At 61.9% G+C, this 12,176-nt stretch carries 10 protein-coding genes; 4 read left to right on the top strand and 6 right to left on the bottom strand.

Annotation, left to right across the window (positions count from 1 at the left end):
- Nucleotides 1-15 precede the first annotated feature (15 nt).
- Both ACP15R_RS06840 and ACP15R_RS06835 read right to left on the bottom strand, forming a co-directional pair.
- A complete protein-coding gene (locus ACP15R_RS06840; RefSeq protein WP_424985645.1) occupies nt 16-957 on the bottom strand; it encodes a hypothetical protein in 942 nt (313 codons plus the stop codon).
- A 146-nt stretch (nt 958-1,103) separates the two neighbouring features.
- The gene (locus ACP15R_RS06835; protein ID WP_424985644.1) at nt 1,104-2,495 is read right to left on the bottom strand and encodes an aspartate aminotransferase family protein; all 1,392 of its coding nucleotides are present in this window, start codon (nt 2,493-2,495) and stop codon (nt 1,104-1,106) included.
- Between the two features lie 405 nt (nt 2,496-2,900).
- On the opposite strand from ACP15R_RS06835, the gene ACP15R_RS06830 reads away from it, so the two are divergent.
- The 4 genes from ACP15R_RS06830 to ACP15R_RS06815 all read left to right on the top strand — a co-directional run bounded on the left by ACP15R_RS06830 (nt 2,901) and on the right by ACP15R_RS06815 (nt 7,020).
- Nucleotides 2,901-3,899 (top strand): ABC transporter substrate-binding protein, encoded by a 999-nt coding sequence (locus ACP15R_RS06830; RefSeq protein WP_424985643.1) that lies wholly within the window; start codon nt 2,901-2,903, stop codon nt 3,897-3,899.
- A gap of 242 nt (nt 3,900-4,141) precedes the next feature.
- Nucleotides 4,142-4,948 (top strand): taurine ABC transporter ATP-binding protein, encoded by an 807-nt coding sequence (locus ACP15R_RS06825; protein WP_424985642.1) that lies wholly within the window; start codon nt 4,142-4,144, stop codon nt 4,946-4,948.
- Nucleotides 4,945-6,213: an ABC transporter permease gene (locus ACP15R_RS06820; protein ID WP_424985641.1), complete on the top strand. Its 1,269-nt coding sequence runs from the start codon at nt 4,945-4,947 to the stop codon at nt 6,211-6,213. Before ACP15R_RS06825 ends, ACP15R_RS06820 begins: the two co-directional genes overlap by 4 nt.
- 276 nt (nt 6,214-6,489) lie before the next feature.
- On the top strand, nt 6,490-7,020 hold the full coding sequence (locus tag ACP15R_RS06815) for a hypothetical protein (RefSeq protein ID WP_424985640.1): 531 nt from the start codon (nt 6,490-6,492) through the stop codon (nt 7,018-7,020).
- A gap of 86 nt (nt 7,021-7,106) precedes the next feature.
- Here the strand turns inward: ACP15R_RS06815 and ACP15R_RS06810 are convergent, their stop codons facing one another.
- From ACP15R_RS06810 to ACP15R_RS06795, 4 genes are read right to left on the bottom strand one after another with little or no spacing between them, the layout of a single operon-like run.
- Nucleotides 7,107-8,252 (bottom strand): iron-containing alcohol dehydrogenase, encoded by a 1,146-nt coding sequence (locus ACP15R_RS06810; protein ID WP_424985639.1) that lies wholly within the window; start codon nt 8,250-8,252, stop codon nt 7,107-7,109.
- On the bottom strand, nt 8,249-9,631 hold the full coding sequence (locus ACP15R_RS06805; RefSeq protein ID WP_424985638.1) for an aldehyde dehydrogenase family protein: 1,383 nt from the start codon (nt 9,629-9,631) through the stop codon (nt 8,249-8,251). Before ACP15R_RS06805 ends, ACP15R_RS06810 begins: the two co-directional genes overlap by 4 nt.
- Before the next feature lie 41 nt (nt 9,632-9,672).
- A complete protein-coding gene (locus ACP15R_RS06800; RefSeq protein WP_424985637.1) occupies nt 9,673-11,088 on the bottom strand; it encodes a glutamine synthetase family protein in 1,416 nt (471 codons plus the stop codon).
- A gap of 36 nt (nt 11,089-11,124) precedes the next feature.
- Complete coding sequence (locus tag ACP15R_RS06795; RefSeq protein ID WP_424985636.1) at nt 11,125-12,159, bottom strand: TRAP transporter substrate-binding protein; 1,035 nt, start codon at nt 12,157-12,159, stop codon at nt 11,125-11,127.
- Nucleotides 12,160-12,176 lie beyond the last annotated feature (17 nt).

Raw genomic sequence — 12,176 nt, 5'->3', positions numbered from 1 at the left:
GCTTGCAATCTGGACTTAGTCGGGGATGTTTCGCCCACCGGTCTTTTTCCAGATGCCATGGATGCCCGACACGCATTCCAGTTCGGGGAAACGCGACAGGTCGTCGGGCTGCACCGCGATCAGGTAGGCGGATTGCCGCATCGAGGCGACCAGCCGGGTTTCAAGCTGCCGCATCTGCTCCGGGTTCTGAAAGGGACGGAAACAGAAGATCACGTCATGACCAGAATAGTCATGCGCCATCGGATCGGCAACGGCGAGTTGGCCTTCAAGCCCGAAGGCCGTCTTTGCGCTTGCGATCAGGGGGGCGTCGGTGTCGATCCCGGTGATGCGGTCGGTTGCAAGCACGTCGCAGATGTTCAGCAGCGCGAGGTTTTGCCCGTTGCCACAGCCGATCTCGAGAAAATCAACCGGGCGGTGGCGCAGGGCGGGATCGTCGTAATCCGGGTCAAGCGACAGGGTGCGCTCCAGCACGATCAGCAGGTCGAGAAACCGCGCCGGATCAAGCGCCGGGCCGCCATGCCCCGGCCCCTTGTCCCGCGCCCCTTGGCTCAGGGTATCGAACAGCGCCAGCAGGCTGCGCGACATCGCCCCCTTGCAGCGCTCGGCATCGGCAATGTCCATCCGCGCCGCGCCAAGCGCGTCGGCGTGTTGCCCGTGTTTGCTGGAATAGGCCTGCGACGCCTGATGATACCCCTTGCGGGCGCTGGCAAAGTTGCGGCGCGCGCGGTCGAGCGCCTTGCGCAGAACCTCGCTGCGGGCATTGAGCGAACGCAGGTTGGCCCCGAGATTCGCCGATGGCGATTTCGCGGTGTTGACCAGCAGGGTGTCGATGCGGCTGCTGACCGAGTCGAATTTCTTTTGCACCTCGTCCAGTTCGATCATCGCCTGATCGAGCGCGGCAAGCGCCGTTTGCAGCCGGGAAAACGCGCGGTCGGGCGAGGTGTCGGGGGCTTGCATGGCGGCATCCTTTGCGGGCAGGGGTATGCGGCCATTCTGCACAGCTTGGGATGCGGGCAAAGACATTTCCGGGAACGCACGCCGCCGCGCATTGGCTCCCAAGTGCAGCACCGGCGCAGGACAACCCCGCGCCGGTGCGGTTTCAATCAGCCAAAGACCCGGCCCAATGCGCCGTCGACCGCATCGGTGATCTGGTCGATGTCGTCCGCGCCGGCGATCAGCGCGGGCGAGAAACACAGCGTGTTGTTATAGCCCGGAACCGAACGGTTGGTCATGCCGATGATGACGCCCTGCGCCATACAGTCGGCGACCACCGCCTGGACCTGCTTTTCGGCCATGGGCGCACGGCTTTCACGGTCCTGCACCAGTTCGGCACCAAGGAACAGGCCCTTGCCGCGCACGTCGCCGATGACCGCGTGCTTGTCCATCAGCGCGTTCAGGTTGCCCATCATCCGTTCGCCCATGCGGGTGGTATTGTCGAGCAGGTCCTCGTCCTGGATGATGCGCAGGTTCTCCATCGCCGCCGCCGGCCCGGCGGTACAGCCGCCAAAGGTCGAGATATCGCGGAAATAGTCCAGCGGGTCGTCGGCATTGGTCTTGAACTTGTCGAACACGCCTTCGTTGGTCACGAGGCAGGCAATCGCCGCATAGCCCGAGGCCACGCCCTTGGCCATCGTCACCATGTCGGGTTTGACGCCGAAATGCTGATAGCCGAACCATGTCCCGGTGCGTCCGACGCCACAGACGACCTCGTCGATATGCAGCAGGATGTCGTATTTCTCGCAGATGTCCTGCACCCGTTCCCAGTAGCCGCTGGGCGGGGTGATGACGCCGCCACCGGCGGTGATGGGTTCAAGACACAGGGACGCAACCGTATCGGGGCCCTCGCGCAGGATCGCGGCTTCGATCTGGTCGGCGGCCCAGAGACCGTAGTTCTCGGCCGGCGCGCCCTCCTGCTCGTAGGCGCGGTATTCCAGGCAATGGGGCACCCGCACGAAACCGGGCGTGAACGGCCCGTATTGCGCGTTGCGCTCGTCCTGGCCGCCAGCGGACAGGCAGCTGATGGTGGTGCCGTGATAGTCGCGCTCGCGATACAGGATCTTGTGCTTTTTGCCGCCGTATTTCTTGTGCGCGATCTGGCGCACCATCTTGAACGCCTTCTCGTTGGCTTCGGAGCCTGAGTTGCAGTAATAGACCCGGCTCATGCCCGGCATCTTGTCGATCAGCTTTTCGGCGAACATGGCACCGGGGATCGACCCCGCGGACCCGGCGAAATAGTTCAGCTTGATCAGCTGGTCGCGCACGGCATTGGCGATGGATTCGCGGCCATAGCCGACATTGACGGTCCAGACGCCGCCGGACACCGCGTCAAGATGCTCCTTGCCGTTCTGGTCCCAGACGCGCATGCCCTTGCCCTCGACGATGATCTTGGGGTCGGTCGTTTCATAGGGCTTGTGCTGGCTCAGGTGATGCCAGATATGCGCCTTGTCGGCCTCGACAACGCGAGAAATGTCATTTTCGTTGAACGTACCGTCCATGGCATGTCCTTTCAGGATACAAAGAGGTGCGCACGACAAGGCTGGCCATTATTGCCAGAGTCGCCATTCACCCAGCATGAGCGCAAATCGAAAGCAGTTCGTAGGGCCAGTTATGGTCACAGCCTAAGTCCAAAACAAGCTCAGAAAATCGCCCGTCACCCGGTAAAAATCGGATAGCCGTTTGAAACCATTGGGCAAAATCGATCGGCTCGGGGGTGGGCGTGACTCTGACCATTGCCACAATGTTTGTCAGTTGCACATAAAACCATTGATCGGCGGCGGGAATTGCGTTCCGAATGAGGTCAGGGGCCAGTTCCGCGTGATCGCGGATGGCGCTACACGAGAGGCGGTCGACCGCCCGAAATCGAAAATCTGCCGATCTGGCAGACAACCGGGAGACATTGCATGAAATTGAAGTCCAGACTGATGGGTGCCGTGGCCGGGGTGATGGCGATCAGCGCGGCACAGGCCGCGAGCGCCGATGAAATCACCGTCGGATATTTCCTCGAATGGCCGATGCCGTTCGAATACGCCAAGGTCATGGGCACCTATGACGAAGAGATGGGTGTGACCGTCAACTGGGTCAGCTTTGATACCGGCACCGCGATGAGCGCGGCCATGGCATCCGGCGACGTGCAGCTGAGTGTCAGCCAGGGGGTTCCGCCCTTTGTCGTCGCGGTCAGCGCCGGGCAGGATCTTCAGGCGCTCGACGTGGCGATCACCTATTCCGAGAATGACAATTGCGTGGTGCATTCCGATCACGAGATCGACAAGGAATCGGCCAGCGAACTGGCGGGCAAGAAAGTGGCGGTGCCGCTTGGAACGGCGGCGCATTACGGCTTTCTGAAACAGATGGACCACTTCGGGATCTCGCTCGACAGCCTCGAAGTCGTCGACATGGCGCCGCCCGATGGGGCCGCCGCGCTGGCGCAGGGTGCCGTTGACATGGCCTGTGGCTGGGGTGGCTCGCTGCGCCGGATGCTCGAACATGGCAACGTGCTGCTGAGCGGTGCGGAAAAGGAAGAACTGGGTATCCTGGTGTTCGATGTCACCTCGGGCCCGGCCAGCTGGGTTGCCGAAAACTCGGACCTGGTTGCCAAGTTCCTCAAGGTCACGGCCGATGCAAACGCCATGTGGGCGGATGAAGCCAATCGCGACAAGATGTTGCCGGTGATTGCCAAGGACGCGGGCATGGATGTCGAAGCCACGGCCGAAACCATGGCAACCTTCGTGTTCCCCACGGTCGACGAACAGCTGACGGCCAAATGGCTCGGCGGCGGTGCGCAGGGCTTCATGAAGGGGGTCGCCGATGTTTTCGTGGCCTCGGGCAGCATCGACGCCGCCAAGGACACCTATGAGAACGCGGTCAATACCGGCCCGCTCGGGACCGCGTCCGGATCGTAAGACCGCCATCGGGGCCGGGTGCAATCCCGCGCCGGGCCCCATTCCGAATTCCGATCCGTCCGGCCATTGGCGCCGTCGCCGGAGGGATCCCGATCACCGGGTGACGGCTCCGCAGGGCGCAGGCCCGACCAAGCGCCGGTGCCGGGTCGGGGTGCAACGGGCCCGCGGCCTGTCCGGCCACGGATCACGCAATTCTTGCCGGCAGCACCGGCCCCCAGAGCCAGAAGGAAGACTCCTATCCCATGACTGGACTTGCCATCGAAAACCTGTCCATGCGCTTTGAGCTGCCGAACGGCGGTTCGGTTCAGGCGCTCAAGGATGTATCTCTGAACCTGAACCAGGGCGAATTGATGTCGGTGCTCGGCCCGTCAGGCTGTGGCAAGACCACCTTGCTGAATATCGTCGCCGGTTTTCTGGCTCCGACCGAGGGGCAGATCGTGATGAACGGCCACACCGTCACCGGCCCCGATGCCGAACGCGGCATGGTATTCCAGCAGGGGGCGCTGTTTGAATGGATGAGCGTGCGCGAGAATGTCGGGTTCGGCCCGCGTATGAAGGGCATGCCCAAGAACGACATGGACGAAACCGTCGATCATCTATTGGACGTGGTCGGTTTGCAGGATTTCAAGGAAAAGGCGGTTTACGAATTGTCCGGCGGCATGCAACAGCGCGTTGCCCTGGCGCGCTGTCTTGCCAATGATCCCGACGTGATCCTGATGGACGAACCGCTGGGTGCGCTCGACGCGCTGACACGGGAAAAGATGCAGTCGCTTGTTCTGAAACTGTGGAAAGAGACCGGCAAGACCATCATCCTGATCACCCACTCGGTCGAGGAAGCGTTGCTGTTGGGCGAGCGGTTGCTGGTCATGGCGCCGCGTCCGGGCCGTATTCACAAGGAATATCGCCTGCCATTTGCAGACCTCGGGGTCGGGCAGGACCTGCGCGAGGTTAAGAAACACCCCGACTTTGCGATCAAGCGCGAGGAAATTCTCGGCATGATCTGGGATATGGAAGAAGAAATCATGGGACGCACGGAGGCCAGCGCATGATCCCCCTGCTGATATATGTTGCCATCTTTGTGGTGTCCTATTTCGTGGTCACCAAGCTGATCCACCACGCGGCCCGCAACGACTATACGTCGCTCAAGACCGTGACTTTCGGTGACGAGAGCGCCGTTACCCCGAACCGGGCGGCTTCCGTCATCTCGGTCCTGTCGCTGTTCCTGCTGTGGGGCATGTTCACCGGATCGGTGTTGTTGCCGAAATTCCTGCACATGCCCGGCCCGTTCGAGGGAACGGCGAGTTTTGAGTATACCGCGCAACTGCCCGACGGAGATCGCGACACCGCGACGGTGACCGTGCTGGTGCATCCGGTGGACGAAGAGGCCACCGCGCCCGAGGTCGATCCCGGCGATGGCTGGGCCAAGAACGATTCCGCCACCATCGGCATCTGGCGAAGCGGTTTGATCCGCGTCGACCGGAATGACGAGTTCGGTCGTGACGAGGGCGCCGAGATCGTCGCCGTCAATGGCACTCCGATTGCGCCGGGCGGCGAGGTCGAGATCGAATATGGCCGCGTCGGGATGAGCCCCAAGGGCACGCTGAATTTCGAGCCCGCCAAGGGCTGGCAGATGGAACCGATCTGGCTCCCCGCGCCAGAGGATGTCGTGACGCGCGTCGTCGAAATCGCCAAGGAAGGGTTCCGCGGCTCGACCCTGTGGGAGCACCTGGGTTATTCGCTGTTCCGGGTTGTGGTTGGCTTTTTCTTTGGTGCCCTGGTCGGCATTCCGCTTGGCTATGCCATGGGCCTGTCGGATTGGTTCCGCGGCTGGTTCGACCCGATCGTCGAATTCATGCGGCCGGTGCCGCCGCTTGCGCTGATTCCGCTGGTGATCATTTGGGCGGGGATCGGCGAGACCGGCAAGATCATTCTGTTGTTCCTCGCCGCTCTCTGGATCATGGCCATCGCGGCGCGGTCGGGTGTTTCCGGCGTCAAGATCTCCAAGGTTCACGCCGCCTATTCGCTTGGTGCCAGCAAGAGCCAGATCATGCGTTACGTGATCGTGCCCAATTCCTTGCCGGAAATCTTTACCGGCGCTCGGGTTGCGATGGGCGTGTGTTGGGGCACCGTGGTTGCCGCCGAACTGGTTGCCGCTGAGAAGGGGGCGGGCATGATGATCATGGTGGCGTCCAAGTTCCAGAATACCGATATCGTCATCATGGGCATCATCCTGATCGGCATCATCGGCTTTGGCATCGACATCCTGATGCGCTGGGCGGAACGGTTGCTTGTGCCGTGGAAGGGCAAGGGCTGATCCGGGCGGCACGGATAACCGAAATGGAAACCCGGGGCCGTGTCATGGCCTCGGGTTTTTCTTTTGGCCACAACTTTGTCGGGAAAGGGTGCCAACCGAAATTCGTGCGCCCATTTGCCCTTTCAATTCACCGCAGATGCGTCATGTTGCAAATGTGACGCAACTGGCGAGTATGGTGAATCAGGTTCACGCATAAGATGAATAAGCGCCTGCTCAGACATGCCAGCCGAATTCAATCCCGCGTCATGGACCGAATGAAATCTCATGGAGTTTCCAATGACTTTTTCTCGAATGGTTATCGTGGCCAGTTCCGCCTTCTGCCTGAGCGCCGGGGCTGCGCTGGCCTCTGACGGGGTTCTGCCTTCCAGCGACAGCGTTTTCACCAAATGGGGTGAGACCGAGGGCTGGACGATCTATCAGGACGAAACGCGCAATTCCTGTCTGGCGGAACGGGTGGACGATGCGGGCAATGTCCTGCAAATGGGGCTGACTGCGGATCACGCGCTTGGCTATATCGGGGTGTTTACCAAGGCCGATATCGGCCTGACGGGTGGCAAGGAAAAGCTGTTGATTGCAATTGATGGCGATCTTTACGAGGGCGAGGCCCAGCAGAAGAGCAAACATCTCGCCGATGGATATACCGGCGGGTACGTGGTTTCCAATGACGCCGATTTTGTCACCGATGTCATGAAGAAATACGAAATGGTGGTGATGCCCGAGCACGAGGGCGCGTTCATCATCAATCTCGACGGGACGTTCAAGGCCATCGAGGAAAGCCGCAAATGCAACGCGGAAATCGGCGCGTGATCAGCCGGTCGTGACAGGCTTCGCCACCCGTGCGCGGGTGGCGGGCGTGTTTGGCTCCGGTCGCGATCATGCGGCGGCTGGTGGCGTCAGAGACACTCCAGAAGCAGCGCGCGGGTATTCTCGGCGGTCATTGTCACCGGGTTGCCGCCGGTGCTGGGATCCGCGAGGGCCGAGGCGACAAGCGCATCGATGTCAGGGTCGGTCACGCCCAGCTCGGTCAGCGTAGCCGGAATGCCCAGCCGCTTGGTCAGATCGCCGACAAAGTCATAAAAGCCGTCAAAGCCGCCCTTGATGCCAAGATAGGCGGCGGCCATTGCAAGCCGGTCCTCGATCTCGGGCCGGTTGAAACGCAGAACCGGTTGCATCACCACCGCGTTGGTGGTGCCGTGATGGGTGTTGAACACGGCCCCGATCGGATGCGACAGCGCGTGAATGGCACCAAGGCCCTTCTGGAACGCGGTGGCCCCCATCATCGCGGCGCTCATCATTTCCGCGCGGGCTGACAGGTCGGTGCCGTCGGCATAAGCGGCGGGCAGGTTTTCCTTGACCAGCCGCATTCCTTCCAGCGCGATGCCCTGGCTCATCGGATGGTAATGCGGCGAACAGAAGGCCTCGAGACAATGGGCAAAGGCATCCATCCCGGTGCCGGCGGTGATCGCGCGCGGCATGTCGACGGTCAGCCGGGGATCGGCGATGACCACGGTTGGCAGGATTTTCGGATGGAAGATGATCTTTTTCTCGTGAGTGTCCGAGTTGGTCAGAACCGAGGCGCGCCCGACTTCGGAACCGGTTCCGGCGGTGGTCGGAACCGCGATGATCGGCGCGATGGCGTCTGTGTCGGCGCGGTTCCACCAGTCGCCGACATCCTCGAAATCCCAGACCGGGCGGGATTGCCCCGCCATGAAGGCCACCAGCTTGCCCAGGTCGAGCCCGGAGCCGCCGCCAAAGGCAACCACCCCGTCATGGCCGCCTTCGCGATAGGCGGCAACACCGGCGGCGAGGTTGACCTCGTTCGGGTTGGGATCGACGTCATGGAACATCGCCCGGCCCAGACCGGAGGAATCCAGCACATCCAGCGCCTGCTGGGTGATCGGCAGGTTCGACAGGCCCCGGTCGGTGACCAGCAGCGGGCGCTTGATCCCGCTCTCCTTGCAGGCTTCGGCCAGTTCAGAGATACGGCCCGCGCCAAATCGGATCGCGGTGGGGTATGACCAGTTCACGGTCGCAGTCATGGCAGTTTCCTCAGATGATAGGATTTGGGTCGCGTCAGGTTATGATAGCCGATTACCGACAATCCGCCACCGCGCCCGGTATCCTTGCAGCCGGTCCAGCAGAGCGCGGGATCGAGATAGTCGGCGCGGTTCATAAAGACCGTGCCGGTTTCAAGCTGCGCCCCGATGGCCTCGGCGCGCGCGGTATCGGCGGTCCAGATCGAGGCGGTCAGCCCATAGTCGCTGTCATTCATCAGGGCAATGGCCTCGGCATCGTCGGCAACCGGCATGATCCCGACCACCGGGCCGAAACTCTCTTCGCGCATCACCCGCATCGAGTGGTCCACGTTGATGAGGATCTGCGGCATGAGATAGGCCCCGCCGTCATTGGAAAACATGGCCGGATCGATCAGCGCGGTTGCCCCGGCGGCGATCGCTTCGCTGGTCTGTTCGCGGACGAGATCGGCGAACCGGGTCTGTGCCATCGGGCCAAGCGTGGTATCAGGATCGAGCGGGTCGCCCAGGCGATAGCCGCTGACGATCTGCACCGCCTTGTCGACGAAAGCATCAAACCGCGAGTGGTGCACATAGAGCCGCTCGATTCCGCAGCAGCATTGCCCGGAATTGAACATCGCCCCATCGATCAGCGTATCGACCGCCGCATCAAGGTCGGCATCCTCGGCCACATATCCGGGATCCTTGCCGCCCAGTTCAAGTCCAAGTCCGGTGAAAGTGCCCGCCGCCGCCCGTTCAATGGCGCGCCCGCCGGAAACAGAACCGGTGAAATTCACGAAATCAAAGGCGCGCGCGCCGATCAGGGCCGAGGTTGTATCGTGGCTCAGGAACAGGTTCTGAAACACGTCCCCGGGTATGCCCGCCGCGTGAAAGGCCCTGGCCATGCGCTCGCCCACCAACAGGGTCTGGCTTGCATGTTTCAGAACCACGCTGTTGCCCGCAATCAGCGCCGGGGCCACCGTGTTGATCGCGGTCATGTAGGGATAATTCCAAGGCGCGATGACCAGAACGACACCCTGCGGCTCGCGGGTGATGTGGCGTTTGAAATCGCCGCTGTCCTCGACTGCAATCGGGACAAGCGCCTGTTCGGCGATCCGGGCCATATGGGTGGCGCGTTCCTCGAACCCGCCGAACTCGCCACCATAGCGGATCGGGCGACCCATCTGGTGGGCCAGTTCGGGTACGATGTCGTCATTCATCGCGCCGATATTGGCGACCCCCTTGAGGACCAGGTCGATCCGTTCCGACAGGGGGCGGGCAGCCCATGGTTTTTGCGCCGCGCGGGCCGCCGCCGCCGCGTCGGATGCCTGGGCCTGGGTCAAACAATCGCGCGTCGCGTAAACGCGCCCGTCAATGGGAGAGATACACTGCACCTGAGCGTTCATTTCGGATCTCCGGAAGTCGTAGGCAGGGGCGGGGGGCGGGATCAGGCCCGCTCGAACCCCCGGGCAATTTCATAATCGGTGATGGCCTTGTCGAACTCTTCGATCTCCCATTCCGCCGCGCGGCAATAATGGTCGATCACCTCGTCCCCCATCGCCGCGCGCAGCATCGCGGAGCCGCGCAGGGTATCCAGCGCCGCGGGAAGGCTGCGCGGGATCTCGTTGGCCTGTTCGGCTTCATAGACATCGCCGGTGGTGGGGGCTTGCAGGGCAAGCGCTTCCTCGATCCCGGCAAGCCCGGCGGCAAGCATGGCGGCCTGTGCCAGATAGGGGTTCATATCCGATCCCGGTATCCGGCATTCCACCCGCACGCCCTTGGTACCGGCGCCGCACAGGCGGAAACCGGCAGTGCGGTTGTCGACCGACCAGACCGTCTTGGTGGGGGCAAAGGTGCCCTTGGAAAAGCGTTTGTAGCTGTTGATATAAGGGGCCATGAACACGGTCATGTCGGGCGCGTATTTGATCAGCCCGGCCATATACTGCCGCATCAGCTCGGACATGCCGTGATCGCCTTTGGGATCGCAAAAGGCGTTTTCACCATCGCGCCACAGCGATTGATGCACATGCGCCGAGCTGCCGACACGGTCGGGGTGCCACTTGGGCAGGAAACTGGCGGCGTGGCCCTGTTGGTCGGCGATTTCCTTGGTCGCGTGCTTGGCGATGGTGTGATGATCCGCCGTGTCCAGCGCCCCGGCATATCGGATGTTCAGCTCTTCCTGTCCAACCTCGGCCTCGCCCTTGGAGTTTTCAACCGGGATGCCGGCGGCATAGAGATGGTTGCGTATGGGGCGCAACACATGTTCCTCGCGGCTGGTCTGCAGGATGTTGTAATCTTCGTTATAGGCGCTGATCGGGGTCAGGTCGCGATAGCCGCCCCTGGCGATCTCGGCATAGGATTTCTCGAACAGGAAGAATTCGAGTTCTGTCGCCATGACCGGCGCAAGGCCCAGTGCCTCGCAGCGAGCGATCTGGGCCTTGAGGATCGCGCGGGGCGAATGGCTGATCGGGGCATGGCCGTGATGATCCAGCACATCGCACAGCAGCATGACCGTACCGTCCAGCCAAGGCATCGGGCGAATGGTGCCCAGGTCCGGTTTCATGACGTAATCGCCATAGCCGGTCTGCCAGCTGGTGCTGGCGTAGCCATCCGGCGTGGCCATCTCGAGATCGGTGGCCAGCAGGTAATTGCAGCAATGGGTCTCTTCCCAGGCGCTGTCGATGAAATGCCGGGCATGAAACCGTTTGCCCATGAGGCGCCCCTGCATGTCGACGATACAGGCCAGAACCGTATCGACGCGGCCGTCTTGCACAGCCGTTTTCAGCGCCTCGAATGTCATCAATCCCGGCATGATCTGCCCCTTGTTCTTGTCGTTCACTTGGGTGCGGCGGACCCGATCCATAACCGGGGCCGCCGCGGTTCGCGCTATCGGCAGCGCCTAGCCATAGCGATAGGGGCGGCCGGCCTTTTGCATGTCGGCGTTATATTGTTTGAAGATCTCGACCACCTTGGCCTTGGTTTCGGACTCGGCGGCGATTTCATCCCAGAACTTCAGGGCGGCGTCTTCCACCGTGGCCCATTCCGCGTCGGGGATCGAGGTCAGCTCCATCTTGTCGCCATTCACCCGCAGCGAGGCTTCGCCGCCCCAATACCACCACTGTCGGTAGTAATGCGATTGATCACAGCAGACCCGGAACAGGGTTTGCAGGTCTTCGGGCAATTCGTTCCAGCGCTCCATATTGGCAAAGAATGACCCGGCCCAGGCACCGGATATGTTGTTGGTCAGGAAATAATTGGTCACGTCGGCCCAGCCGACGGTGTAGTCTTCGGTGATGCCTGACCACGCGATGCCGTCAAGTTCGCCGGTCTGGACCGCGACCTCGATGTCTTCCCAGGGCAGGGTCACCGGCACCACGCCAAACTGAGCCAGGAAACGCCCGGCGGTGGGGAAGGTGAAGACGCGTTTTCCCTTGAGATCCGCAAGGCTTCGGATCGGATCCTTGGTCGCGAAATGGCACGGATCCCATGACCCGGCGCTGATATGTTTGACGCCGACCTTGGAATATTCCGCGTCCCAGATTTCGTTCAGGCCGTACTGGTTGAACAGGACCGGCACATCAAGGCTGTAGCGCGAAGCAAACGGGAAATAGCCGCCAAACACCGTGACTTCGGTGGGCGAAGCCATCGAGTCGTCATCCGATTGCACCGCGTCGATCGTGCCGCGCTGCATCGCCTGAAACAGCTCGCCCGTGGGCACCAGCTGATCGGCATAGAACAGTTCGATCTGCATCCGGTCGCCGGCGATCTTGTTGAACATCTCGATCGCCGGGTCGATCACATGCGCGGCCAGTGCCGGGCCGGCATAGGTTTGCATCCGCCACGTGATCGTGGATTGTGCCAGCGCCGGAGTGGCCAGCGGGGCGGCCGCTGCACCAAGGGCCGAGGTTGTCAGGAACTTACGTCTGGTTGTCATGTCTTCTCTCCTTGTTG

The sequence above is a fragment of the Microbulbifer sp. S227A genome (genome assembly GCF_049800935.1).
The sequence above is the reverse complement of the archived record's forward strand: the minus strand, read 5'-3'. Positions and strand labels throughout refer to the sequence as shown.